This window comes from Mesorhizobium sp. LjRoot246, assembly GCF_964254115.1.
Lineage (GTDB): Bacteria > Pseudomonadota > Alphaproteobacteria > Rhizobiales > Rhizobiaceae > Mesorhizobium.
Genome location: NZ_CAXUSN020000001.1, coordinates 702,108 through 725,764, shown reverse-complemented (window position 1 = coordinate 725,764; position 23,657 = coordinate 702,108). Strand labels below are relative to the sequence as shown.

Genomic DNA, 23,657 nt, shown 5'->3' with positions numbered 1-23,657 from the left:
CACCGCCATTTGGCAGCGTCGCCGGCCAATTCAGAGATCGGGGATCATCACCATTCCCCGAGCCATGGCCATGTCGATCAGGACCGCTTCCAGCTCCGCGTCCGGCAGTTTCGTGTCCGTGCGGACCCGCACGGTCTCGATGCAGTCCGCCGTCGAAAGAAACGCAGCACCGGTATTTTCGGAGAAAACCCGGCCGGCCGCGTTTCGAACCAGTCTGTCGTGTTCATCCACGTCGAACCGAGCCTTTCCTGTCAATTAGCCGGCGCTTGTTTCTTCTGAATATCCGCGGACCCGGCGACACTGCTGTCGCCCGCCGTCCGAGGTGGCAGCAGACTGGCTCCCGCCGAATAGGCCGGAAGAAATGCCTCGCCGACGAGGCGCACTGTCTTCTTTTTCGACATTTCTCTCGGCTGACCGTCGCCCGTGTCTGGCGCGGTGTCGCCGGGCAGCCCTGTCGCGGCTGGGGCGGAGGGTCTCGGCACGGGAATCGGGACGGTCACATCGGCCATGTTGTAGGGGGTGACCGTGCGGGCGCGCGCTTCGTTGACCCGATCATAATATCGTTGAAAATTGCAAGGTCTGAACGACGGAGCGCTCTGGTAGACATCGGCGGTTTTCAGGTCGGAGTATCTTGCGCCGGTATCGACCGCCACCAAATCCGCTGCTTCAAGACCTGCGCGGCTGGGCGCATAGACGCCCATGGCTTCGTCCTCACAGATGTAACGACAGATATCCAAGGTGGATTGGACATCCCTTTCAGCGCTGAATTGAGATTTTGGCGTCGGAAATCGGTAACCGTCGCTCAGCCGCACGCAGAACAAGATTGTACCGGGCAAGGATTTCCCGTCACGCTGTTGTGTGGGAGGGTTTCGCCCTTGCGCGCTTTTTCTTGCATTGATCTCCGGCGCTTGGGGCTTGCGGCAATCCCGATCCCGTATACGCTTCTGCGGTGAGTTCTCGGCCTTCTGAACCGCTTGAAGCTTGCGTTTTGCTTCGGCTATTCGACTGGTGACATCCGCGCAAGCGTTGAAGAAGCCGCCACCGTCGTCATGTACGCTGCATTTGCGCTGGCGTTGCACGTTGACGAGCGCGGCAAGCTGCCGGTTCAATGCCGCGATTTCCGGGCTTCGGCCCGACCCTGATGACTGTGCCTGGAAGGAGTTGCAGACGTCGGCGCGGGTCTCGACCTGCCCAGCGACCAGAACGGCGAGCGCGAAAAAGACCAAGCTAGCCGACAGGCAAGTGCGTCTGCCGGATACACGCTTCCAGCCAACGAAACGTACACTATCATTTTCACATGGTCTGACTGATTCGTGAGTTAGATCTTCATAATGGGAAATTTTATTACCAGATATGTCTGACATATTTCGCGATTTCGATTTTGAATTTCACTTGCCGTGATCTACTCAAATAGATCGATACGAAATTGTCCGCCGCCAAGCGATTCCGCCGTCGCTTGCTACACCACGCAGAGAGATCCCGTTAAGATGAAAACACGCCAGATTTCGCCAAGATCATGCCAAATTTGATTGCATCACAAGACGCCCTCAACCCGCTCGTCGTTGTGGTCGCCTACAACGGTTTGTGCACATTTGAGTTCGCGATCGCGATCGAGATGTTTGGCCTGGAGAGACCGGAAATGGGCAAGGATTGGTATCGTTTCGCCATTGCGGGCATCGAGTCCGGCGCCCTCAGGGGGACCGGCGGCGTCAGATTTTTGGCTGACGGCGATGCCAGCCTGATCGAGGAAGCCGGCACTGTTATCGTGCCGGGCTGGCGAGGCATCAATGAACCTGTTCCTGCTCATCTGAGCCAGGCCCTACGCAATGCCCGTGACAAGGGTGCGCGTATACTTTCGATTTGTTCCGGCGTGATGGTGTTGGCCGCGGCGGGGCTTCTCAACGGCCGGCGCGCAACCACTCACTGGCGTTATACGGACCTTTTGGCAGCCCGATATCCTGAAATAACGGTCTTGCCGGATGTGCTTTACGTGGATGATGGGAATGTCCTTACGTCCGCTGGGGGCGCAGCGGGGATAGACCTGTGCTTGCACCTTATCCGTCGTGATTTTGGTTCAAGGGCTGCCAACACGGTCGCAAGGCGCCTTGTGGTTCCACCGCATCGGGACGGCGGTCAGGCACAATATGTGGAACGAGCCGTTCCTGTTGTCTATGAAGGTGCGCGACTGGGTCCTCTGCTTGATCGGATGCGCGCGGACATCAGTTCTGATTTCTCGCTGGCGGCCCTGGCAAAGCTGGCCGGCATGAGCCAGCGTACTTTTTTGCGGCGGTTCGAAGCTGCGACCGGAACGACGCCCGCGAAATGGCTGCTGGCGGAGCGTTTGACGAAAGTTCAGGATTTTCTCGAAAGTACAATCTTGCCGGTGGAAGAAATAGCCCGACTGTCAGGCTTTGCGTCCGCCACGACGATGCGGCACCACTTCCACAAGAGATTCTCGGTCACCCCGACCGCCTACAGGAGAGTATTCGGCAACTTCAATCATAACGGGATGAACGGCCAGGCTGCCGGAGGCTCCCAGGGTCGCTCGTCCGCTCTTCGTACGATTGGAGGCGAGCCAGGCCAGAATTGATGGATGCGAACGCGCAGTCCCGGTCATAACGACGCTGCCGTCGCCGATCTGTGGCTCCTGTCTTGCGATCAATCGGGCACGGCAGGCCCTGGCCCATTCAAGACGCCTTGGCGAGGAAATTGCGATAGTCGGACTTGGCTTGCAGCAGGCGCAGCACATTGTCGCGCGATCCGCGTACATGGGCGCGCGCCAGCATGCCGGCTCTGGCGGCATCGCCGGCGCAGATGGCGTCGACGAGTTCGGCATGCTCGTCACGGGCGATCTTCCATTCGTCCAGCCACAAGAGCTCGGTCCAGACATAGTGCTGGCATTTGTCTAGGATGCCGCACAGCATGTTGTGCAGCATGACATTGCCGCTGATTTCGGCGATGACGCGATGCAGGTCGATGCCGACCTCGAGCTCCTGGAATTTTTCCCTGTTGGTGCGCTCCGGAATGGCAGCGAGCCGCTCGCATTCGGCCAGCATGGCGCGCAGGCGCGCCTTGTCCGCTTCCGTCGCCGCGACTGCCGCCAGCTCGGTCGCGTGGCCGTCGAGAAGCTCGCGGATATCGAAGGCCTCGCGGAACATGTTGATGTCGAACTCGGTGACGGCATAGCCCTGGCGCGGCCGGCCGGTGACCAGGCCGTCGCGCTCGAGGCGGTTGAAGGCCTCGCGCACCGGGGTGCGGCTGACATTGAGCTTCACGGCGATGTCGTTTTCGGTGACGCGCGATCCCGGCGGAATCTGGCCGGTCACGATCATCGCCTTCAGCGAAGAGTAGACCGAGTCGCGCAGCGTATTTTTGGTTTCCTTGGCCAAGATTCCCTTCCAGTTCTCCGGTCTGTCCGCCGGAACATTCATAGCTGTAGCCGCGGTCAGCGTATTTTGCCACGCCCCCGGCGAGGCTGTCCCCACCACCTTGTCCGGATCGAAGCACGTAAATTTCGATCGCACCAAACGGTGTTGACATCATCGATCCCCTATTATTCGTTCGGCAGTGGCGTCGTCAGCCCGAAGACCGGTGTCGTGCTGCAGAACCGCGGCTCGAGCTTTCGCCTCGATCCGGCACATCCGAACGCGATCGCGCCCGGCAAGCGGCCGATGCACACGATCATGCCGGGCATGGCGACGAAGAACGGCCGCGTGGTGATGCCGTTCGGTGTCATGGGCGGCGGCTACCAGCCGTTTGGCCATGTCCACCTGCTCACCAACATGATCGACTTCGGCATGGACCCGCAGCAGGCGCTGGATGCGCCACGGGTGTTCTACAATGACGACACCGTGGAGGCCGAGCGCAGCGTTCCCGCCGAGGCGATCGAGGGCCTGCGCCGGCGCGGCCACCGCATCGCCGAGCCGCATCACCCGCTTGGCGGCGGACAGGTGGTGCTGATCGACTGGGAGAAAGGGACGCTGACCGGCGCCTCCGATCCGCGCAAGGATGGTTTGGCGCTTGGCTACTGAGGCGATCCGTTGTCCAATGGTGTATTCATATCGAAGCAAGCCCGTCAGAGGGGCTCCCCGCCAATAGTCGCTCGAAATCCAGTCGGTGATCATGACCATTATTGCAAATCCCAAAGAGCTTTCGCACCGTCTCGCCGCCGGCGCCCATGATGCGCTTGCCATCTTGGCCCCCGACAGGGCGACACTGACCCATGGCGGATTGCGCGGCCTGATCGCCGCCACGGCTGCCGCTCTGCATGCGCGCGGCATCGGCCGCGGCGACAGGGTGGCGATCGTACTGCCGAACGGACCGGAGATGGCGACCGCCTTCGTCGCCGTGGCGGCCACTGCCTCGACAGCGCCGCTCAATCCGGCCTACCGGGCCGACGAACTCGATTTCTACCTGTCCGACATCGGCGCCAAGGCGATCCTCGTCGCGGAGGGGGAGACCGGCCCCGCGGTGACGGTGGCCGAACGCCTTGGCATCGGCGTGCTGCGGCTTGTCGTGCAGCCTGACACACCGGCCGGCAGTTTTACGATCGAGGGCGCGGCGATCGGACCGCAGGCCGCGCCCGACATGGCGCAGGACGGCGACATCGCGCTCTTGTTGCACACTTCCGGCACGACGTCGCGGCCAAAACTGGTGCCGCTCAGCCATGCCAACATCGCGGCCTCGGCCGCCCATATCGGCGCGACGCTCGGCCTGACCGCCGATGACCGCTGCCTCAACATCATGCCGCTGTTCCACATTCACGGCCTGATCGCGGCCGTGCTGTCGTCGCTGGCAGCCGGCGGCAGCATTTTCTGCACGCCGGGCTTCAACGCACTGCGCTTTTTCCAGTGGCTGAGCGAGGCGCAGCCAAGCTGGTACACGGCGGTGCCGACCATGCATCAGGCGATCCTGCCCAGGGCGGCGCGCAACACCGAGGCGCTGGCGGCAACGCGCCTGCGCTTCATCCGTTCGTCCTCGGCCTCGCTGCCGGCGCAGGTGATGGCCGAGCTGGAGGCGACCTTCGGCTGTCCGGTGATCGAATCCTACGGTATGACCGAGGCCGCGCACCAGATGGCCTCGAACCGGCTGCCGCCGGGCCAGCGCAAGCCGGGCAGCGTCGGTGCCTCGGCCGGTCCGGAAGTGGCTGTCATGGCGCCTGACGGGCAGCTGCTGGAACCCGGCGAGACCGGCGAGATCGTCATTCGCGGACCCAATGTGACCGCCGGCTACGAGAACAACCCGGACGCCAATGCCACTGCTTTCGCGCATGGCTGGTTCCACACCGGCGACCAGGGCGTGCTCGACGAGGACTTCTATCTCAGGGTCACCGGGCGGCTCAAGGAGATCATCAACCGCGGCGGCGAAAAGATCTCGCCGCTCGAGGTCGACGATGTGCTGATGGACCATCCGGCGGTGGCGCAGGTCGTCACCTTCGCCATGCGGCATGACAAGCTTGGCGAGGAGGTCGCGGCGGCGGTCGTGCTGCGCGAAGGTATCAGCGCCACCGAGGGCGACATTCGCACCTATGCCGCGACGCGGCTTGCCGACTTCAAGGTACCGCGCAAGGTACTAATCCTGGACGAGATTCCCAAAGGCGCGACCGGCAAATTGCAGCGCATCGGCCTTGCCGCCAAACTCGGGCTTTGACGATGAAGATCACCATCTTCGGCGCCGGGGCGATCGGCGGCTATCTCGCGGCCAAGCTCGCCATCGCCGGCCGCACCGGTCTCTCGATCGTCGCGCGCGGCGCCCATCTGGACGCGATCAAGGCAAATGGCCTGCGCCTGATCGAGGATGGCCAGGAGATTTCGGTCCCCGTCAAGGCCGCGGCCAAGGCTGACGAGCTTGGCGCCCAGGATTATGTCGTGCTGGCGCTGAAGGCCCATTCGCTCACGCCGGCGCTTGACCAGATCGCGCCGCTGCTTGGAGACCACACATCAGTCGTCACCATGCAGAATGGCGTGCCCTGGTGGTATTTCCACGGCGTCGGCGGACCGCTTGAAGGCACCAGGCTGAATGCCGTCGATCCGGGCGGCGCCATCTGGCAGCGGATCGGGCCGCAGCGCGTCATCGGCTCGGTCGTCTATCCCGCGGTCGAAGTCGACGCGCCGGGCCTCATCCGCCATGTCGAGGGCAAACGTTTCTCGCTCGGCGAACCCTCGGGCGAGCGCAGCGCACGGGTCACGCTTCTGGCCGAGGAGATGGTCAAGGCCGGCTTGCAGGTGCCGGTCCGCGACGACATCCGCAGCGAGATCTGGGTAAAACTGTGGGGCAATCTCTCCTTCAACCCGATCTCGGCGCTGACCGGCAGCACGCTTGCTGCGATCGTTGCCGACGATGGCACCCGCACGCTTGCCCGCACCATGATGCTGGAGGCGCAGGCGATCGGCGAAAGCCTCGGCGTGCGCTTTCCCATAGCGGTCGACCGGCGCATCAAGGGCGCCGGCGATGTCGGCGAGCACAAGACCTCGATGCTGCAGGACCTCGAGCGCGGCCGGCCGATGGAAATCGACGCGCTGGTGAGCGCTGTGCAGGAGCTTGGCCGGCTGGTGGACAGGCCGACGCCGACGATCGACGCCGTGCTGGCGTTGGTGCGGCGGCTGGCGGTGGAGCGCGGGTGTTATGGGTGAGGACGGCTTGGGGCCACTCTGCCTTGGCCTCAAATCCCAGCTTGACTGGAGTTAGCAGCATGCTGAACGCCATTCACCACGTCGCGCTCATCTGCACCGACTACGACCGGTCGCGACGGTTCTACGTCGAACTCCTCGGCCTCGATCTGATCCGGGAGGTCTATCGGGAGGAGCGGCAGTCATGGAAGGCGGATTTGCGGATCGGGTCGGTCCAACTGGAATTGTTCTCCTTCCCTGCACCAGCGATGCGGCCGTCCCATCCAGAGGCGACAGGCCTGAGACATCTGGCATTTGCGGTGGCGAATCTTGATCCCGTAATCATGCGCCTGGAAGCCGCAGGCGTTGCCGTTGAGCCAATCCGGATCGACCCATACACAGACCAACGGTTTACCTTTTTCAGGGACCCAGATGGATTGCCGCTGGAACTCTACGAAGCCCCATAAGGAACGGTTCGCTTTCGCGACGGGCGCTGTGTACTGACGGTCCCATCGGTATCGGCGGAGCCGCGAATCTGTGCTAAGCCGCCGCCAAACCAACCAAAGGACGACACCTGTGAGCGAACTGACCGTGGCCGAGGCGACCGAAAGCATCTATGCCTCCCTCCGGGCGGACAATGCCGACCTCGACGCACATATCGCGACGCTTAAGGCGGCACTGGCACGAGAAGGGATAAAACAGGCGGTGTTCGATCCGACCAAATTGGCGCAGAACAACCGCTCGGGCCGCAAGCTGATGCAGGCTTATTTTCGGCAGCGTGGCGTGACCGTGAAGTTTTCGGACCAGTAGAACCGCGCGCGGGCGATCTCAACGGCGCCGTTGGGAGTCCTCGGCCGGTCCGTCGCCATCTGGATGCCGGGACTGCAGGCTCTCAGGTAAGGAGCTGTGGTAAGGAGCTGTTTCAAAGTCAGTCCTGGATCGCGGAAGGGGATGTGACATGGTGGATTTTGATCGGATCGACAAGCTGATTGAAGCGGTGCCCCGCGCCCTGGCACTTCGCGCCGGGCTGGACCTTGGCATCTTCACCCGGCTCGGTGAAAGCGCGGTGACCGCTAAAAGCCTCGGGGCCGCGCTCAAAGTCGAGCCTGATCGTCTGTCGCGGCTCCTCTACGCGCTCGCCAGTATCGGTCTCCTTGAAGTCGAGGATGGTCAATTTCGCAACGGAGCCGAAGCGTCGGAGTTCCTCGACGCGTCCAAGCCGAGCTATCGCGGCGGCGACCATGCGCTCCTGCGCGAGCTCTGGGGAGCCGACTTGCTGACCGCGGACTCGCTGCGGCAGAACCGGCCGGCTGCGCTGCACGACTTTTCCGAAGCGGGACTTGAGTCCGCGGCGGCCTTCAGCCGCATGCTCGCACCTGGCGGGGTGATTTTCGGCCGAAATCTGGCCCAGGCAATGGACCTCTCGGCGGTCGGCTCGGTGATCGACATCGGCGGGGGCGCCGGGACCATTCTCGTCGGACTTCGCGAGCGGTGGCCGCGGATTGCGGCGACGCTGATGGAACTCCCAACGGTCGCAGCGGTCGCGCCAGCTATCCTGTCGGAATACGGAGCCGACGACGTGGTTGTCGAAGAGGGGGACATAACGGTCGCGCCCTCGATCGGTCGGCACGATCTGGCGATCCTGAAGGCTGTCGTCCAGGTGCTTCCGCCGGACCAGGCGCGCAATTCGATCCTGAACGCGGCGCGTTGCCTCAGACAAGGAGGCGAGATTGCAATTGCGGGATGGGGTGTCGTCGATGATGACCGCCTCGGCCCGCCTGAGGGTGTCTTTTTGAATCTCACCTTCTTGAACCTCTATCGCCACGGCGAATCGTACACTGAAGGTCAGTATCGCGCATGGATGACCGAGGCTGGATTCCGGGATATCTCCAGGTCGCGCCTGACGGACGGCTGCACGTTGTTTCGTGCCCGTCTCACGGGCTGAGACTGGCCGTCACATTTGATCCGTTAATAACAGCTATCTGCCGCCGCAAGTGCTTCGGCGCGGTGACCTTCGTCCAGTGCGCCAATCCGTCGGACCGACGCATAGAACCTAATATAATCGCCCGAACACAAGTCGAACAGGCGCAGAAACGCGGTCACCCGATCGCTATAAACGGAAGTCGCGGCGAGCTTTGCGTTGTTGATTGGGGAAGCGAACCAGGCATCGTATCCCCGGTATCGGCCCCAGCGCCTGTCGCGCATGTGTCGGTAGCGCATCCGCAACCGTTCAATCGCCGCCGTCTTCGCGGCCAGCTTTTGCTCCGAGGTGCCGGAGCTGGAATAGACTTGCGTCAACTCGTCCCGGGTCTGGGAGACAAGCGCAAGAAATTCAGCTTTGCGCCTCCGGGCGGCTTCGTAACGGCGCAATGCGGCGGCATCGCCAGCCGCGCGCAGCCATTTCTCTACGCCGGTTGTTTCGACGGCGACAGCGAACGCCTCGTTGAATGCGGAATCGTCGTGCACGTAGACACGCTGGTGGGCCAGTTCATGGAAAACCAGCCCTGCAAGATAGGTTTTATCCTGGCTGAACATCGTGCTTAGCAGCGGGTCACTTGACCAGCCAAGCGTGGAATAGGCAGTGATGCCCGTCACATAGACGTCCATGCCCTGCCCTTGAAGTTCGGCAGCGGTTTCAATTGCGGACTTCTTGGAGAAATATCCCCGGTAGGGAACGCAGCCGAAAACGGGAAAACACCATGTTCGCGGCGTCAGCGAGAATTCCGGCGCGGCGAAGACGGCCCATGTCACTGAGTCCCGACCGATATCGACATAGCTGCGATAGCTGTTGTTGTCGGGCAGCGCCAGTTCATCCGTTGCAAACTGTCGTATGGCGCTCGCCGATGCCATTCGGGCGCGCAATGCCTTCGGCGTCGAAGGATTCTCGATCAGTTTTCCGACATCCTGGCGCGCCGTCATGATCCGCAGATGACCCTTCACGGATTGCGCGTAGTAGGAAATACCCGTGCAACCGGTCACGCCGGACATCACGGTCACAACAGCAAGCAATCGAAAGAATGCGCGCATCAAATCCGCCCATAGCAGTGGTCACCCGTTCCGATAGGGCGATTGTCACGATTGCCCCAGGTCTCAAGCAGTCGCATTGATTTGATCGAGGTCTATAGCTTTCTAAAGAAACTGGGCAGAATATTCGGACCCACCAGCCGATCAGTCCTTCCTCGCCCGCTTGAAAAACCGCGCGTAAAATTCGCCGACAATGCCGCGCCGGAAGATCAGCACGCACACCATGAAGATCAGTCCGGTGGCGATGGTGACCGGGAAGCCGGACGTGGCAAGCGTGTTTTCCAGGCCGATGACCAGGCTGGCACCAATGATCGGCCCGACCATGGTGCCGATGCCGCCCAGCAGCGTCATCAGGATCACCTCGCCCGACATCTGCCAGGTGACGTCGGTGAGCGTGGCGAACTGGAAGACGATCGCCTTGAGCGAGCCCGCCAGCCCGGCCAGCGCCGCCGACATGACGAAGGCTCCCAGCTTGTAGTTGGCGACGGAATAGCCCAGCGAAATGGCGCGGTTCTCGTTTTCGCGGATCGAGCGCAGGATCATGCCGAAGGGCGAATTGACGATGCGCCAGATGGCGAAGACGCCGATCAGGAACACCGCCAGCACGAAATAATACATGTTCAGTGAGACGTTGAGGTCGACGACGCCAAGCAGCATGCCGCGCGGCACACCTTGAATGCCATCCTCGCCTTGCGTGAACGGCGTCTGCACGCAGAAGAAGAAGAACATCTGCGACAGCGCCAGCGTGATCATGGCGAAATAGATGCCTTGCCGGCGAATGGCGAAAAAGCCCATGACGAGGCCAAGCAGGGCTGCGCCCGCCATGCCGAGCAGGATGCCGGCTTCCGGCGGCCAGCCCCACACCTTGACGGCATGCACGGTGAAGTAGGCGGCGCCGCCGAAGAAGGTAGCGTGGCCGAACGACAAGAGCCCGGTATAGCCAAGCAGCAGATTGAACGCGCAGGCAAACAGCGCGAAGCACAGCATCTTCATCAGGAAGATCGGATAGACCAGGAAAGGCGCCACCAGCAGCGCCGCGATGCCGAACCCGACCAGCGTCCATTCGAGCCGTGCCGAGGTTTTGGCCGATGTCTCGCGAAGCGTCAGTTCGGCCGTGTCAGACGTCCCTTCCGACATGTCAGGCATCCCTTCCGAACAGGCCGGCGGGCCGGACCAGAAGCACGATGGCCATGATGACGAAGACCACGAGGTTGGAGGCCTCGGGGTAGAAGACCTTGGTCAGGCCTTCGGCAAGGCCAAGCATGTAGCCGGTGACGATCGCGCCAAGGATCGATCCCATGCCGCCGACCACAACGACGGCGAAGACGACGATGATGAGATCCGATCCCATCAGCGGGCTCACCTGATAGATTGGTGCTGCCAGAATTCCGGCAAGCCCGGCAAGGGCGGAGCCCAGACCGTAGGTGAGGGTCAGCAGCAACGGCACGTTGACGCCGAAAGCCTGGACGAGACGGGGGTTCTCGGTCGCCGCGCGCAGATAGGACCCCAGCCTGGTCTTCTCGATCAGCGCCCAGGTCCCGAAGCAGACGATCAGCGAGGCGACCACCACCCAGCCGCGATAGTTGGGCAGGAACATGAAGCCGAGATTGGTGCCGCCGGCAAGCAGCGGCGGCACGGCGTAGGGGTTTCCCGAGACGCCGTAGTAATAGCGGAAGATGCCTTCGAGCACGAGCGCGAGACCGAAGGTGAAGAGCAGCCCGTAGAGCGGATCGAGATCGTACAGCCTCGACAGCGCCAGGCGCTCGACCACGATGCCGAAGACACCGACGATCAGCGGCGCAAGGATCAGCGCCGGCCAATAGCCGATGCCAAGATGGGTTAGAAGCAGATAACCGACGAAGGCGCCGAGCATATACTGGGCGCCATGGGCGAAATTGATGACGCGCAGCAGGCCGAATATGACGGCCAAGCCAAGGCTCAGCATGGCGTAGAACGAGCCGTTGATCAGGCCGACCAGCAACTGGCCGAGGAAGGCCTGAGCAGGAATTCCGAAGATCATCGTCATGGCGCCATCATACACCCAGGACTTCGTGCAGCTGCGTCATGCGGTCCGGCAGCTCGCCGACCGGAAACCCTGCCACCACCTTGCCGTGCTCCATCAGGTAGAAACGATCGGCGACACGGCTGGCGAAGCGAAAATTCTGCTCGACCAGCAGGATCGTCATGCCGCGCTTTTTCAACGTCGCGAGCAACGCGCCGATGCGCTGCACGATGACGGGAGCGAGACCCTCCGTCGGCTCGTCGAGGAGCAGCATTTTCACGCCGGTTCGCAGCATGCGCGCGATCGCCAGCATCTGCTGCTCGCCGCCCGACAGCCTGGTGCCGGGGCTGTTGCGGCGCTCCTTCAGATTGGGGAAGAGATCGAATATCTCCTCGACGCTCATGCCGCCCTGCGCGACGACCGGCGGCAGCACCAGATTTTCGTCGACGGTCAGTGTCGCGAAGATGCCGCGTTCCTCCGGCACGAAGCCGATGCCTTGATGCGCGGTCCGGTGCAGCGGCAGCCGCATCAGGTCCGCGCCGTCGAAAGCGATCCGGCCGGTCCGCTTGCGGATCAGCCCCATGATGGAGCGCAGCGTCGTTGTCTTGCCGACGCCGTTGCGGCCGAGCAGCGTGACCGTCTCGCCGGCAAACACCTCCAGATCGACGCCGTGCAGCGCATGGCCCTCGCCATACCACGCGTTGAGACCGCTGACGGCAAGCAGAGGTGCGGCACTAGTCATCGGCGGTGCCCATATAGGCGATCTTCACGCGCTCGTCGCGGCTGACGGTGGCGTAGTCGCCGGCTGCAAGCACCTCGCCGCGCTGCATGACCGTTATCCAGTCGCAAAGGTCGGCCACGACAGTCAGATTGTGCTCGACCATCAGCACGGCGCGATCCCTGGCCACCGAACGGATGAGGTCGGAAACAGTGGCCACATCCTCATGCCCCATACCGGCCATCGGCTCGTCCAGCAACAGCACCTTCGGATCGAGCGCCAGGGTCGTGGCGATCTCGAGCACGCGTTTGCGGCCATAGGAAAGATCGCCGGCAAGCCTGTTCCTGGCGTCGTCGAGGCCGACCGAGCGCAGCAGTTCCTCGGCGCGCGGCGTCAGCCGGTCGAGTGCCGCCAACGAGCGCCAGAACTGGACGCTGAGCCCGCCCGGCCGCTGCAGCGCGACGCGGACATTGTCGAGCACGCTGAGATGCGGAAAAATCGCCGATATCTGGAACGAGCGCACCAGGCCCATCCGCGCGACCCTGGCCGGCGGCGTTCGGGTGATGTCGTGGCCGAGCAGTTCGATCCTGCCGCTGGTCGGCGCCAGGAACTTGGTGAGTAGGTTGAAAACGGTCGTCTTGCCGGCGCCGTTGGGTCCTATCAAGGCATGGATGTTGCCATGGCGGACATCGAGATCGACATTTTTCACGGCTATGAAGCCGGCAAAGTCACGCCGCAACCCGCGGGCGGAAAGCACAACCCGCGGCTCGTTCGCTTCCAGGTCAGTCGGCGCCATCGGCCGCGCCGATCACTGGCCGGCCGTCGGACAGCCGCTTTCCTTCTCACTGAGGAATGCCTCGTTGCCGGGAATGGTGGCAAGGTATTTGTAGTAGTCCCACTCCTTGGTGCTCTCGGCCGGCGACTTGACCTGATAGAGGTACATGTCGTGGACCATGTTGCCGTCCGCCTGCACCTTGCCGTTGGTTATGGCGGCGTCGTCCACCGGCATCGAATGCAATTGCTTGGCGACGGCTTCGGTCTCGTCGGTGCCGGCCTTGTCGATCGCCTTCAAATACTGCGTCACTGCCGAATAGGTCGCGGCCTGGATCATGTTGGGCATGCGGTTGGTGCGCTTGAAAAAGCGCTGGCCGAATTCGCGGCTCTTGTCATCGCGATCCCAGTAATAGCCCTCGGTCAGCACGACGCCCTGCGCCGCCTGTAGACCCAGCCCATGCACCTCGGCCAACGTGAAAAGGAGTGCGGCAAGACGCTGACCGCCCTGCACGATGCCGAATTCGGCCGCCTGCTTGATGGAGTTGGAAGTATCGAGGCCGGCATTGGCCAGGCCGATGACCTTGGCGCCCGACGATTGCGCCTGCAGCAGGAAGGATGAATAGTCGGTCGACCCGAGGGGATAACGCACTTCGCCCAACACCTTGCCGCCATGGCTCCCGACGAATTTGGTGGTCTGATCCTTCAGCGAATAGCCGAATGCATAGTCGACGGTGACGAAGAACCAGCTGTCGCCGCCCTGCTGCACGAGAGAGCCGCCGGTTCCCACTGCCTGCGAGTGGGTATCATAGGCCCAGTGGAAGCCATAGGGCGAGCACTGTTTGCCGGTCAGCTCCGTGGTCGCCGCGCCGGTAACGATATCGATTTTCTTCTTTTCCTTGGAGATCCCCTGGACGGCAAGCGCCACCGAAGAGGTCGTCAGTTCCATGATGGCATCGACCTGTTCGGTGTCGTACCACTGCCGCGCAATGTTGGAGGCGATATCCGGCTTGTTCTGGTGATCGGCGCTGATGATTTCTATCGGCGCTCCCTGTACCTTGCCGCCGAAATCCTCGATCGCCATCTTAGCCGCCTCGACCGACCACTTGCCGCCAAAATCGGCATAGACGCCCGATTGGTCATTGAGGATGCCGATCTTGACCTTGCCGTCGGAAATTTCGGCGGCCGAGGCGGGGATTGCGGATGCGGCGAGAAGTGCTGCAGAAACGAAATGGCTTACCTTCATGGTTGACTTCCTCCCATAGCGATGATTCCGGCCGCCCCCTACGATCGATCATCGGCAATGGCGTTGAACATGAGGAAGATGGGGACATACGGCAAGAGGCCGTCCCGGATTTCATGTTCGAAGCGATGCGTTTTGGCGGCGGAACGCCAGCCTCGAGCCCGCGATGGAAACACAAACACGTGAACCGTACGATCTGCGGCAGTACCGCTTCAGCCCTCGGCGGCGACGAGATGGCCGTCGCCGACATCCGTCAGCGCCAGTTTCAGCGGCGCCTCGCCGATCCTGCGGGTGGCGCTTGGGATTTCCTGGTCGAGGCGCGCGAAGCGGCTTCTTCGCTGCGCGGGATCGGGCACCGGCACGGCTTCGATCAGCCGCCTCGTATAGGGGTGGCGCGGGTTGGAAAAGACCTGGTCGCGCGTGCCCATTTCGACGATCTGGCCGAGATACATGACGGCGACGCGGTCGGAGATGTTTTCGACCACAGCCATGTCGTGCGAGATGAAAAGATAGGCGACGCCGAATTCGCGCTGCAATTCCTTCAACAGATCGAGCACGCGCGCCTGCACCGAGACGTCGAGCGCCGAGACGCTTTCGTCGGCGACGATCAGCTTCGGCCGCAGCGCAAGTGCCCGCGCGATGCAGACGCGCTGGCGCTGGCCGCCGGAGAATTCGTGTGGATAGAGTTCCATCTGGTCGGACGACAGGCCGACGCGCTCGAACAGCGCGGCCACGCGCTGGCTGCGCTCTTCCTTCGAGGCGATGCCATGGATCAGCAGCGGCTCGGCGACGAGGTCGCCAACCCGCATGCGCGGGTCGAGCGAGGCGTAGGGGTCCTGGAAAATCATCTGCACGTCGCGGCGCACCGCTTTGCGCTCGTCGCGGCCGAGGCCCGACAAATTGCGGCCGCCAATGACGATGTCGCCGCTGTAGTGCACCAACCCGGCCAGCGCCTTCGCGGTGGTCGACTTGCCGCAGCCGGACTCGCCGACCAGCGCCAGCGTCTCGTTGGGCGCGATCGAAAAGCTGACACCCTCGACGGCGTGAACGCGTCGATTGACCCGACCGAAGAAACCGCCATGCAGGTCGAAGCGGACGTGCAAATCCTTGACTTCGGCGACATTGGCCGGCGTCGCCGCCTCGGCATCCCTGGATTTCTGGCGGCCGACGCCGCTGCCGATGCGCGGCACGGCGGCCAACAGCTCGCGCGTGTAGTCGGCTTGCGGACGGGCGAAAATCTCCGACGTTTTCCCCTCTTCGACCATGCGGCCGTGTCGCATGATGATGACGCGGTCGGCCATTTCGGAGACCACGCCCATGTCGTGGGTGATGAGGATGACGCTGGTGCCGTGCTGGCGCTGCAGGTCGCGCAGCAGCTCAAGCACCTCGCCTTGCACGGTGACGTCGAGCGCCGTCGTCGGCTCGTCGGCGATCAGCACGTCCGGCTCGAGCGCCAGCGCCATGGCGATCATAACCCGCTGGCGCATGCCGCCGGAGAGTTCGTGCGGAAACTGCTTTAGCCGGCTTTCGGCTTCCGAAATGCGCACCGCCTTCAGCGCCTTGATGGCACGCTGGCGAGCCTCGTCCTGCGACAGGGAGGTATGCGCCTCGATGGATTCGGTGAGCTGCCGGCCGATCGACAGCACCGGGTTGAGCGAGGTCATCGGCTCCTGGAAGATCATGGCAATGCGGTCGCCGCGAATATGCCGCATCCGGCGCTCGTCGAGATCAGTCAGATCGGTGTCGCCGAGACGGATCTTACCCGACGATATGCGCGCCGTCGGCTGCGGCAGCAATTGCATAATCGCCAGTGCGGTCATCGATTTGCCGGAACCGGATTCGCCGGCAATGCAAAGCGTCTCGCCACGCGCCAGCGTCAGCGACAGGTCGGAGACGACCTCGCGCTCGCCATCCTCGCCGCGCACGCTGACGCAGAGGTTGGCGATGTCGAGGATGGGTTTGTTGGAGAGGGTCATTGGGGGCGAAACCCTGCGAAGTATTTATTCCATGGCGCCCCCCTCTGGCCTGCCGGCCATCTCCCCCTCAAGGGGGGAGATTGGATTTCACTCTGGCTTTCGCCACTCTCCAACGGTTGAAAAAACGCGCGACGACGAAACAGCCAATCTCCCCCCTTGAGGGGGAGATGTCCGGCAGGACAGAGGGGGGTGCGGCGCCGACCCAAAATCATTCAAACACGCAGCGCGGGAAGTAGAACGACACCACCCAGTTCGGCATGTCGACGATCTCGCTGATGCGCAGATCGCCGCAGACCGAGGCCAGCATATAGGCCTCGACTGGGTCGAGGTTGTAGCGCCCGGAAAGCAAGTCGACCATCTGCGCGACGGCCTCCCTGGCGCCGGTCATCAGGTCCGGACCGATGCCGGTCGTCACCTCATAGCCCTTGGCGTCGAGATGGCGCGTCACCGGGCCTGGCGTGGTGAAGCGTGGCGTCTTCAGCCTGGCGTCCTTGACCAAATCGAGTTTGAGCACGACATCCATCGGGCTTTCGATCGCCGTGCCGCAGACTTCGCCGTCACCTTGCGCGGCATGGGTGTCGCCAACCGAAAACAGCGCGCCCGCCACCTCCACCGGAAGATAGAGCGTGGTGCCGGCGGCGAGATCGCGGATGTCGAGATTGCCGCCAACTCGTCTTGGCGGCACCACCGAGTGATGGCCCTTTTCGGCCAGCGCGTTGCCAATGGTGCCGGCGAAGGGTTTCAGCGGCACGCGGGCGTTCTTGCCGAACAGCGCCGGCTCCAGCGAGGTGGCGTCGTATTTCCAGATGTTCAGCGCCGGCTCCTTGAAGTCGTCAGCGAGCAAGCCAAACCCTGGAATGTTCGCCGTCCAGCCGAAGCCGGACGGTTTGAACAGCTCGATGGTCACCTTCAGCGCATCGCCGGGCTCGGCACCCTCGACGAAGATCGGCCCGGTGACAGGATTGACCTTGGCGAAGTCGAGCTTGGCGACGTCGGCGACCGTGCTGTCGGCCTGCAGCTGGCCGCCGCCGGCATCGAGGCACTGGAACTCGATGGTCGAGCCGGGCGCCACTCGCTCGGCCGGGGCAAACGAATTGTCCCAGCCGAAATGATGATGGCGCCCGTGGATGGTGTAGTCGCAGTTATTGCACATCTTTTACGTACACATTGTCGTAGTTGATCGGGATATGGACCGGGTCGACATAGAGGTTGTCGGCGCCGCCCATGCGTGCGGATTTCATGGTGAAGCGCTGCTCGTTGAAGACCGGCGCCCAGGGCGCATCTTCCATCACCTTGTCATAGATGGCGCTCCACATCTTGGCGCGTTCGCCAGCCTTGGCCGGATCGACCACCGAGTCGGCCTCGGCCGCCTTGGCGTCGAGATCCTTGTTGCAGTACCACGACCAGTTCCAGCCGCCGGGCACCGCACCGGCGCAGCCGAGGATCGGGCCATAGAAGTTCGACGGATCCGGGAAGTCGGCGATCCAGGCCATGCCACCGGACCAGATCATCGGCGCGCCGGCCTTGTCGCCGCCGGCGGCAATCACATTGGCCTGCGCCAGCGACTGGATGCTGGCCTTGATGCCTATGGCCGCCAGGTCCTGCTGGATCGCCTGGGCAATGCGCGGGTTGGGATCGGTGTTCATGGCGAACAATTGCGTGTCGAAACCATCGGAATGGCCGGCTTCGGCAAGCAGCGCCTTGGCCTTGGCTACGTCGTAAGCGTAGCCCTTGTATTCCTTGTCGTAGCCCGGCATCGACGGCGGCAGCGGCTGGTTGGCCGGCACGGCGCGGCCGTTGATGATCTGGATGATGCGGGCCTTGTTGATCGCCATGTTGACGGCCTGGCGTACCTTCACATTGTCGAACGGCGCCATGGTGGTGTTCATGGTGACATAGCCGGTGTGCAGCTGGCCGCCTTCGACGACGCGCGCCTTCTGTTCGGGATCGGCCATCACCTCCTGGAACTTGGCCGGCGGAATGCCGTCGCCGGGCACGTCGATCTCGCCCTTCTGCAGGCGCAGCAGCGCCACGATCGGCTCCTGGCCGATCTCGAAGGTGACCTTGTCCAGATGCGGCAGGCCCTTGTGCCAATAGTCCGGGTTGCGCTCGAAGACGATGCGCTGGCCGAGTGTCCACTCAGTGAGCTTGAAGGCGCCGGTGCCGACCGGATGCTTACCGAAATCGGCGCCGTATTTCTCGACCTCTTCCTTCGGCACGACATGCGAAAAGTTGATGGCCATGACATGCAGGAAGGTGGCGTCGGGCCGGGTGAGTTCGAACTTGACGGTGTAGGGGTCGACAACGGTGACGCCGGAGAGGCTTTCGGCCTTGCCCGCGGCGACATCGTCATAACCCTTGATCGAGCCGAAGAAACCGGCGCCGGGGCTCTGGGTCTTGGGATTGGTGACGCGGTCGAGCGAATATTTCACGTCGTCGGCGGTCATCTCGCGGCCATTGTGGAATTTCACGCCATGCCGCAGCTTGAAGGTGAAGGTCTTGCCGTCGGGCGAGATCTCGTAGCTTTCGGCGAGGTCGGGCTTCAGATTGGTGGTGCCCGGCTCGTAGTCCATCAGACCGTCGAACAGGCTCTTGATCATCGACCAGTTCTGCCAATCATAGCCGATCGCCGGATCGAGCGTGGCGACGTCGTCCTTGTAGGTGATGGCGATGGCGCCGCCCTGCTTGGCGTTCGGATCGACGGCGTCCTCGGCGCGAACACTTGTCATGCCGAGCATCAGCGCCAGCGCCGATGCCGCTACCGTGGATGCGAGAAACTTTTTCATTTTTATGTTCCCTTTCTCTGTTCGTTTTTCATTGTCATCTGAGCTTGATGCGCGGGTCGATGAAGGGCGCGATGATGTCGGCCAAGAGATTGCCGAGCACGATGGCGAAGGCCGACACCAGCGTGACCCCCATGATGATCGGGATGTCGACGCGCTGAATGGCCTGCCACGCGAGTTGGCCGATGCCGGGCCAGCCGAACACGCTTTCGACGACGACGATGCCGCCCATGAAGATGCCGATGTCGATGCCGATCATGGCGATGACCGGCAGGATGGCGTTGGGCAGTGCATGGCGGAAGAGGATCGCGCGTCGCGCCAGACCCTTGGCGCGGGCGGTGCGGACATAGTCCTGGCGCAGCACGTCGATCATCGACGAGCGCATCATGCGGGCGTACCAGCCGGCGCCGAGGATGCCCATGGTCAGCGACGGCAGCACCAGATGGCGCCAGGTGCCGTAGCCGCCGATCGGAAACCAGCTCAGCCGCACGGCAAAGACGTAGAGCAGCAGCAGACCGACGACGAATTGCGGCGCCGACACGCCGACGAAGGAGGCGACCATCAGCGTCTGGTCGGTGGCGGTGCCGCGCTTGACGGCGGCGATCAGGCCCATGCTCAGGCCGAGCAGCAGCTCGCACAGGATGGCGCCGACCATCAGCAGCAGGCTCGCCGGCAGCCGCGAGACGATCAGCTCGGTGACCTCGGAGCGCTGGATGTAGGAGCGGCCGAGATCGCCGCTGATGAGCTTCATCAGATAGCGCCAATACTGGACGATGAAGGGCTGGTCGAGGCCGAGCTGCTGGCGGATGTTCTCGACCGTCTGCGGCGTCGCGCTGCGGCCGGCGATCTGGCGCACCGGATCGGCCGGCAGGAGATAGAGCAGCGCGAAGGTGATCAGCGAGACGCCGAGCAGGATGAGCAGCGACTGGATCAGGCGGCGGCCGAGATAGGCGATCATGCCCGCCCCCTTTGCGTCGGATCGAGGATATCGCGCAGCGCGTCGCCGATCAGGTTGAAGGCCAGCGCCAGCGCCAGGATCGCGGCGCCAGGGAAGAACACCAGCCAAGGTGCCGCCTGGAAATAGGTCTGGTTCTCGAAGATGATGTTGCCCCAGGACGCCGTCGGCGGCTGGACGCCGATGCCGAGGAAGGAGAGCGTCGCCTCCAGCAGCACGGTGGTGGAGATGCCGAGCGTGCCCCAGACGATGATGGTCGGCAGGAGATGCGGCAGGATGTGGCGAAACAGGACGCGCGGCGCGCTGGCGCCGATGGTGCGTTCGGCATCGATGAACTCGCGTTCGGCGAGCGAAGAGGTTTCGGTGTAGATGACGCGCGCGGTTTGCACCCAGTTGACGAGCGCGATGACCATGGCGACGATCCACAGGCTGGGCTCGAACACCGCCGCCAGGCAGATGGCGAGCAGCAGCGCGGGAAAGGCCATCATCAAATCGGTGAAGCGCATCAGTGCGCTGCCGATCCAGCCGCGGAAATAACCGGCAACAACACCGACTAGCGTGCCAATCAACAGCGCCACGCCATTGGCGACGATGCCGATGATCAGCGAGGTGCGGGCGCCGTAGAGGATGCGGGTCAGGAGGTCGCGGCCGAGCAGATCGGTGCCGAGCCAGAATTTTGCATCAGGCGGCAAGGGCGAGCCCTCGATGGTCAGGCCGTCGAACATCTGCTCGTTGGGATCATAGCCGGTCAGCCATGGCGCCAGGACGGCGCCGGCAACGACAATGGCGACGATCACCAGCCCGAGCAGCGCCAGACGGCGCCTGACCAGCCGGCGCCAGACGCCAGCGCGCGGCTTGATCGGCATGCGCCCGGTGGCCGGGAGATCAGGCGCGATGGGACTGGTCATCGCCGCCTTCTTCTTCCGTTGCTTCTTCACTTGTCATCGCCACGATACGGCGCGCGGCATCCTCGACGCTGATCTGCCAGCTCATCGCCAGCGAGCGAAGCTGCGCATAGGCGCGGCCGTCATCGGTTCCTTTCGACAGCGCGGTCACCGCGCGCACGATGGTCTGGCGCTCGGCGACGCGCTGACGAAGCGAGGCAATTTCGCCGGCCAGGTGCTTGCGCGCCTCAAAACTCTGCCGCGCGATCAAAAGCGCGCTGTAGACGCCGGCATTGCCGACCGGCTTCAGGAGCTGGGCGTCGGCCTTGTGCGACAACGCCCATTCGATGCGGCCGGGCGCTTCGGAGCCGATCAGCGCCACCAGCGGCATCGGCGCCTCGCCCGGCTTCCACGGGAACTGCTCGTCGAAGCCGAGATCCGCGTCGAAGAAGACGAAATCGGCCGCCAGCGCCTCGGGCGGCAGTTCCGGCCAGCAGTCCCGTGTGATCAGGCCGATAGCCGACAATTGCCTGGTGATCGCCTGCACCGTCGGATGCGGGCGGTGCAGGATGAAGGCCCTGGCGCCGCCGAGATTGGGGATGCGTGGGATTCTTGTCACGACACCACCCTCAGGCGCGGGCGGCCGAATGTTTTTGCCGGGTCGTAGCGCGACAGATAAGGATCCGGCGCGACCTCGTCTTCGCGGCTGACGACCTCGAAGAAGCCGTCCGCGATGCGCCCGATGATCACCGGCAGCGTCGCGTGCTGGGAGTGGGCGTCGATGGCGATCGGCCCGAGCCGGGTGGAGAAGCGGCGTTCGGCGAAGGTTTTTGAGAATTCCGCCTGGCCGGCGTCAGGATTGCCGGAGAGCACGTCGGCCATCACTTGCACGGAGGCATAGGCGGAGGCCTCGAAGGACGAGGCGAAGGCGGCCGGGCGCGGCGCGAAATACGGCCCAACCGATAGGTGCCCTTTCCCGGATTCGCCGATCGCCGGCAGCTCGCCTTCGGTAAGGTTGCAGGAGATGACGGGACAGACTTCCGGGCGGAAGGCAGGATACTCGTCGCCCAAGTCGCGATAGGCGGCCAGGAAGGCGTAGGACGAGGTGCCGATCAGATTGTTGAGGATGAAGTTCGGCCGCGTCGCGCGGATCTCCGCGATCAGGCGCGACACGTCGGTCTCGCCGATGCGCAGATAGCGCTCGCCCAGCACCTTGCCGCCGGCATCCGCGATCAGGTCGCGCGCGACCCGGTTCATCTCCCAGCCCCAGATATAGTTCGAGCCGAGCAGGAAGCCGTTGGCGCCGAAACGCGGCACGACATGGGCCATCAGCGGCACCAGATGCTGGTTGGGGCAAGCGTGCATGTAGACGACGTGCTCGTTGGCCTCGAAGCCCTCATAGGGGCAGGCGTACCAGAGCATGCCGCCCGCCTTCTCAAGCACCGGGATCGTTTCCTTGCGGCTCCAGGAGGTGACGCAGCCGACGACATGGCGCGCGCTGCTGGTCCTGAAAATGTCCTCGCAAAGCGTTGCGTAGCGATCGGCATTGCTTTGCGGATCGCGCTCGACCGGCACCAGCTCGATGCCATACCGGCGATCGGCGTTGATATCGGCGATGGCGCGCATCGCGCCCATGCGGCACGCATCGGAGACGAGCTGATAGCTCCCCGAGCGGGAATACAGGATACCGACCTCGATGCGCCGTTTCAAAACAGATCCCCAAAAATGACAATGCCCCGCAGCCAGCGCCGGAAGGGCGAGGCATACGAGGCATTCTTGCCGCCCGGCGATCAGAGCCGGTATTTTGCGCTAGCGTATTCTGTCCGGCGGCTCAGTCAAGCCCTCAACGATATCCGCCAGGGCTGCGAACTCGGGTTAACGGGTTCATCGGAGCCTTCACCGACGCGTTGACTGACGGAGCATCAAAGAAAAACCCGCCTGTGCTGCGGGTCACTGGCGCAAATCAGCACCGTAAGCAGAAATGTAGCATAGCTGCCCTCAGGGGTCAAGAAAAAATTCCTATTATGAAAAGCTGCCGACACCGCCGAACTGGCTGTCGTCAAGCCTTTTGCTAACCTGAGTTCGGAGCCCTGCGATATCCGCGGGCAGCACCAATGCCATCGCTGCTTCGTTGCCACCAGCTATCTGGCTACCGGCCTCTGACTGCGTTGGCGAGCGTAGGCCACACAGGCGTCCACCGTGCTGACGCAAAGCGCGTCGCGACTGTTCGGCAAATTGTTGTCGCCGGCATAGGCAACTTCGGCGACGCGGCCGTCGACCATGCGAATCTGCGTGTCGCAATAACCGCCGGGAGCGACATTGACGGAGCCGCCGACCGCCGGGATCGCGCCTACCGCCAGGGTTGGGACGACAACGCTGAGATTGCCGCGCTGAACGATGCGCTTGTAGGTCCAGATCTGGCCCGATCGGCCAGCGTCCGCGGTGGCGGTCGGAAACCCCGCGCACATTCGGATGTCGGCTTCGCTGAGGCCGACCATCTCCTTGCGAGCCGCCGCCACGGTGGGGTCAACCTTGGCGATGCGCGACGTATCGTCGGGAATGACGCAGGAAGACTGGATGCCAACGATGAGAACAGGAAGCGCAAGCTTTCGAATGCAGGAAAATGTCATGCCGACTGTCAGATTGGTCCGATTGTCAGATTTGCTTGGCGCCCGCCGCTCCCTTCTACCTAG

23 protein-coding genes and 1 pseudogene are annotated in these 23,657 nt (G+C 63.1%); 7 read left to right on the top strand and 17 right to left on the bottom strand.

What is annotated here, in order from left to right:
- Nucleotides 1-30 precede the first annotated feature (30 nt).
- Nucleotides 31-231 carry a hypothetical protein gene (locus ACSQ3L_RS03280; protein ID WP_436158632.1) on the bottom strand — a complete coding sequence of 67 codons (201 nt, stop codon included), beginning with the start codon at nucleotides 229-231 and terminating at the stop codon, nucleotides 31-33.
- Between the two features lie 20 nt (nucleotides 232-251).
- The gene (locus ACSQ3L_RS03275) at nucleotides 252-1,226 is read right to left on the bottom strand and encodes a DUF2865 domain-containing protein (RefSeq protein ID WP_436158631.1); all 975 of its coding nucleotides are present in this window, start codon (nucleotides 1,224-1,226) and stop codon (nucleotides 252-254) included.
- Nucleotides 1,227-1,516: 290 nt separating this feature from the next.
- On the opposite strand from ACSQ3L_RS03275, the gene ftrA reads away from it, so the two are divergent.
- The gene (gene ftrA / locus ACSQ3L_RS03270; protein WP_436158630.1) at nucleotides 1,517-2,590 is read left to right on the top strand and encodes a transcriptional regulator FtrA; all 1,074 of its coding nucleotides are present in this window, start codon (nucleotides 1,517-1,519) and stop codon (nucleotides 2,588-2,590) included.
- A gap of 97 nt (nucleotides 2,591-2,687) precedes the next feature.
- On the opposite strand, the gene ACSQ3L_RS03265 is transcribed toward ftrA, so the two are convergent.
- Nucleotides 2,688-3,389 carry a GntR family transcriptional regulator gene (locus tag ACSQ3L_RS03265; protein WP_436158629.1) on the bottom strand — a complete coding sequence of 234 codons (702 nt, stop codon included), beginning with the start codon at nucleotides 3,387-3,389 and terminating at the stop codon, nucleotides 2,688-2,690.
- Between the two features lie 162 nt (nucleotides 3,390-3,551).
- Between ACSQ3L_RS03265 and ACSQ3L_RS03260 the strand changes: the two are divergent.
- From ACSQ3L_RS03260 to ACSQ3L_RS03235, 6 genes and pseudogenes are all read left to right on the top strand, one after another.
- Nucleotides 3,552-4,031, top strand: a pseudogene (locus tag ACSQ3L_RS03260) (gamma-glutamyltransferase); the annotation flags it as partial.
- A gap of 91 nt (nucleotides 4,032-4,122) precedes the next feature.
- On the top strand, nucleotides 4,123-5,649 hold the full coding sequence (locus ACSQ3L_RS03255; RefSeq protein WP_436158628.1) for an acyl--CoA ligase: 1,527 nt from the start codon (nucleotides 4,123-4,125) through the stop codon (nucleotides 5,647-5,649).
- A gap of 2 nt (nucleotides 5,650-5,651) precedes the next feature.
- Nucleotides 5,652-6,632 carry a 2-dehydropantoate 2-reductase gene (locus ACSQ3L_RS03250; protein ID WP_436158627.1) on the top strand — a complete coding sequence of 327 codons (981 nt, stop codon included), beginning with the start codon at nucleotides 5,652-5,654 and terminating at the stop codon, nucleotides 6,630-6,632.
- A gap of 59 nt (nucleotides 6,633-6,691) precedes the next feature.
- On the top strand, nucleotides 6,692-7,075 hold the full coding sequence (gloA2, locus tag ACSQ3L_RS03245; protein WP_126067125.1) for an SMU1112c/YaeR family gloxylase I-like metalloprotein: 384 nt from the start codon (nucleotides 6,692-6,694) through the stop codon (nucleotides 7,073-7,075).
- Nucleotides 7,076-7,184: 109 nt separating this feature from the next.
- On the top strand, nucleotides 7,185-7,418 hold the full coding sequence (locus ACSQ3L_RS03240) for a hypothetical protein (protein WP_436158626.1): 234 nt from the start codon (nucleotides 7,185-7,187) through the stop codon (nucleotides 7,416-7,418).
- 148 nt (nucleotides 7,419-7,566) lie between these two features.
- Nucleotides 7,567-8,553: a methyltransferase gene (locus ACSQ3L_RS03235; RefSeq protein ID WP_436158625.1), complete on the top strand. Its 987-nt coding sequence runs from the start codon at nucleotides 7,567-7,569 to the stop codon at nucleotides 8,551-8,553.
- Nucleotides 8,554-8,576: 23 nt separating this feature from the next.
- On the opposite strand, the gene ACSQ3L_RS03230 is transcribed toward ACSQ3L_RS03235, so the two are convergent.
- From ACSQ3L_RS03230 to ACSQ3L_RS03165, 14 genes are all read right to left on the bottom strand, one after another.
- Nucleotides 8,577-9,635, bottom strand: coding sequence for an aminopeptidase (locus tag ACSQ3L_RS03230; protein ID WP_436158624.1), 1,059 nt, complete (start codon nucleotides 9,633-9,635; stop codon nucleotides 8,577-8,579).
- Nucleotides 9,636-9,776: 141 nt separating this feature from the next.
- Nucleotides 9,777-10,769 carry a branched-chain amino acid ABC transporter permease gene (locus ACSQ3L_RS03225; RefSeq protein WP_436158623.1) on the bottom strand — a complete coding sequence of 331 codons (993 nt, stop codon included), beginning with the start codon at nucleotides 10,767-10,769 and terminating at the stop codon, nucleotides 9,777-9,779.
- A 1-nt stretch (nucleotide 10,770) separates the two neighbouring features.
- Entirely contained in the window at nucleotides 10,771-11,658 is an 888-nt protein-coding gene (locus tag ACSQ3L_RS03220; RefSeq protein ID WP_436158622.1) for a branched-chain amino acid ABC transporter permease, read from the bottom strand.
- A 7-nt stretch (nucleotides 11,659-11,665) separates the two neighbouring features.
- Entirely contained in the window at nucleotides 11,666-12,376 is a 711-nt protein-coding gene (locus tag ACSQ3L_RS03215) for an ABC transporter ATP-binding protein (protein WP_436158621.1), read from the bottom strand.
- Entirely contained in the window at nucleotides 12,369-13,148 is a 780-nt protein-coding gene (locus ACSQ3L_RS03210) for an ABC transporter ATP-binding protein (protein ID WP_436158620.1), read from the bottom strand. The genes ACSQ3L_RS03215 and ACSQ3L_RS03210 overlap by 8 nt, the downstream gene beginning before the upstream one ends.
- 12 nt (nucleotides 13,149-13,160) lie before the next feature.
- Nucleotides 13,161-14,369 carry an ABC transporter substrate-binding protein gene (locus ACSQ3L_RS03205; protein WP_436158619.1) on the bottom strand — a complete coding sequence of 403 codons (1,209 nt, stop codon included), beginning with the start codon at nucleotides 14,367-14,369 and terminating at the stop codon, nucleotides 13,161-13,163.
- A 209-nt stretch (nucleotides 14,370-14,578) separates the two neighbouring features.
- On the bottom strand, nucleotides 14,579-16,342 hold the full coding sequence (locus tag ACSQ3L_RS03200; RefSeq protein ID WP_436158618.1) for an ABC transporter ATP-binding protein: 1,764 nt from the start codon (nucleotides 16,340-16,342) through the stop codon (nucleotides 14,579-14,581).
- A 208-nt stretch (nucleotides 16,343-16,550) separates the two neighbouring features.
- Entirely contained in the window at nucleotides 16,551-17,495 is a 945-nt protein-coding gene (locus ACSQ3L_RS03195) for an acetamidase/formamidase family protein (RefSeq protein WP_436158617.1), read from the bottom strand.
- A complete protein-coding gene (locus ACSQ3L_RS03190; RefSeq protein ID WP_436158616.1) occupies nucleotides 17,485-19,128 on the bottom strand; it encodes an ABC transporter substrate-binding protein in 1,644 nt (547 codons plus the stop codon). Before ACSQ3L_RS03190 ends, ACSQ3L_RS03195 begins: the two co-directional genes overlap by 11 nt.
- Before the next feature lie 34 nt (nucleotides 19,129-19,162).
- Entirely contained in the window at nucleotides 19,163-20,083 is a 921-nt protein-coding gene (locus tag ACSQ3L_RS03185) for an ABC transporter permease (protein WP_436158615.1), read from the bottom strand.
- Nucleotides 20,080-20,988 carry an ABC transporter permease gene (locus ACSQ3L_RS03180; protein ID WP_436158614.1) on the bottom strand — a complete coding sequence of 303 codons (909 nt, stop codon included), beginning with the start codon at nucleotides 20,986-20,988 and terminating at the stop codon, nucleotides 20,080-20,082. Before ACSQ3L_RS03180 ends, ACSQ3L_RS03185 begins: the two co-directional genes overlap by 4 nt.
- Nucleotides 20,966-21,583 carry an ANTAR domain-containing response regulator gene (locus ACSQ3L_RS03175; protein WP_436158613.1) on the bottom strand — a complete coding sequence of 206 codons (618 nt, stop codon included), beginning with the start codon at nucleotides 21,581-21,583 and terminating at the stop codon, nucleotides 20,966-20,968. The genes ACSQ3L_RS03180 and ACSQ3L_RS03175 overlap by 23 nt, the downstream gene beginning before the upstream one ends.
- The gene (locus tag ACSQ3L_RS03170; protein ID WP_436158612.1) at nucleotides 21,580-22,674 is read right to left on the bottom strand and encodes a transporter substrate-binding protein; all 1,095 of its coding nucleotides are present in this window, start codon (nucleotides 22,672-22,674) and stop codon (nucleotides 21,580-21,582) included. The genes ACSQ3L_RS03175 and ACSQ3L_RS03170 overlap by 4 nt, the downstream gene beginning before the upstream one ends.
- A gap of 431 nt (nucleotides 22,675-23,105) precedes the next feature.
- Nucleotides 23,106-23,594 carry a hypothetical protein gene (locus tag ACSQ3L_RS03165; RefSeq protein ID WP_436158611.1) on the bottom strand — a complete coding sequence of 163 codons (489 nt, stop codon included), beginning with the start codon at nucleotides 23,592-23,594 and terminating at the stop codon, nucleotides 23,106-23,108.
- Nucleotides 23,595-23,657 lie beyond the last annotated feature (63 nt).

Excerpts from the sequence above, each read along its gene's own strand:
- ACSQ3L_RS03225 (WP_436158623.1), bottom strand. The coding sequence starts at position 10,769 with ATGTCGGAAGGGACGTCTGACACGGCCGAACTGACGCTTCGCGAGACA.
- ACSQ3L_RS03235 (WP_436158625.1), top strand. The coding sequence starts at position 7,567 with ATGGTGGATTTTGATCGGATCGACAAGCTGATTGAAGCGGTGCCCCGC.
- ACSQ3L_RS03205 (WP_436158619.1), bottom strand. The coding sequence starts at position 14,369 with ATGAAGGTAAGCCATTTCGTTTCTGCAGCACTTCTCGCCGCATCCGCA.
- ACSQ3L_RS03190 (WP_436158616.1), bottom strand. The coding sequence starts at position 19,128 with ATGAAAAAGTTTCTCGCATCCACGGTAGCGGCATCGGCGCTGGCGCTG.
- ACSQ3L_RS03230 (WP_436158624.1), bottom strand. The coding sequence starts at position 9,635 with ATGCGCGCATTCTTTCGATTGCTTGCTGTTGTGACCGTGATGTCCGGC.
- ACSQ3L_RS03195 (WP_436158617.1), bottom strand. The coding sequence starts at position 17,495 with ATGTGCAATAACTGCGACTACACCATCCACGGGCGCCATCATCATTTC.
- ACSQ3L_RS03210 (WP_436158620.1), bottom strand. The coding sequence starts at position 13,148 with ATGGCGCCGACTGACCTGGAAGCGAACGAGCCGCGGGTTGTGCTTTCC.
- ACSQ3L_RS03220 (WP_436158622.1), bottom strand. The coding sequence starts at position 11,658 with ATGACGATGATCTTCGGAATTCCTGCTCAGGCCTTCCTCGGCCAGTTG.
- ACSQ3L_RS03185 (WP_436158615.1), bottom strand. The coding sequence starts at position 20,083 with ATGATCGCCTATCTCGGCCGCCGCCTGATCCAGTCGCTGCTCATCCTG.
- ACSQ3L_RS03200 (WP_436158618.1), bottom strand. The coding sequence starts at position 16,342 with ATGACCCTCTCCAACAAACCCATCCTCGACATCGCCAACCTCTGCGTC.
- ACSQ3L_RS03165 (WP_436158611.1), bottom strand. The coding sequence starts at position 23,594 with ATGACATTTTCCTGCATTCGAAAGCTTGCGCTTCCTGTTCTCATCGTT.
- ACSQ3L_RS03255 (WP_436158628.1), top strand. The coding sequence starts at position 4,123 with ATGACCATTATTGCAAATCCCAAAGAGCTTTCGCACCGTCTCGCCGCC.
- ftrA (WP_436158630.1), top strand. The coding sequence starts at position 1,517 with ATGCCAAATTTGATTGCATCACAAGACGCCCTCAACCCGCTCGTCGTT.
- ACSQ3L_RS03250 (WP_436158627.1), top strand. The coding sequence starts at position 5,652 with ATGAAGATCACCATCTTCGGCGCCGGGGCGATCGGCGGCTATCTCGCG.
- gloA2 (WP_126067125.1), top strand. The coding sequence starts at position 6,692 with ATGCTGAACGCCATTCACCACGTCGCGCTCATCTGCACCGACTACGAC.
- ACSQ3L_RS03180 (WP_436158614.1), bottom strand. The coding sequence starts at position 20,988 with ATGACCAGTCCCATCGCGCCTGATCTCCCGGCCACCGGGCGCATGCCG.
- ACSQ3L_RS03215 (WP_436158621.1), bottom strand. The coding sequence starts at position 12,376 with ATGACTAGTGCCGCACCTCTGCTTGCCGTCAGCGGTCTCAACGCGTGG.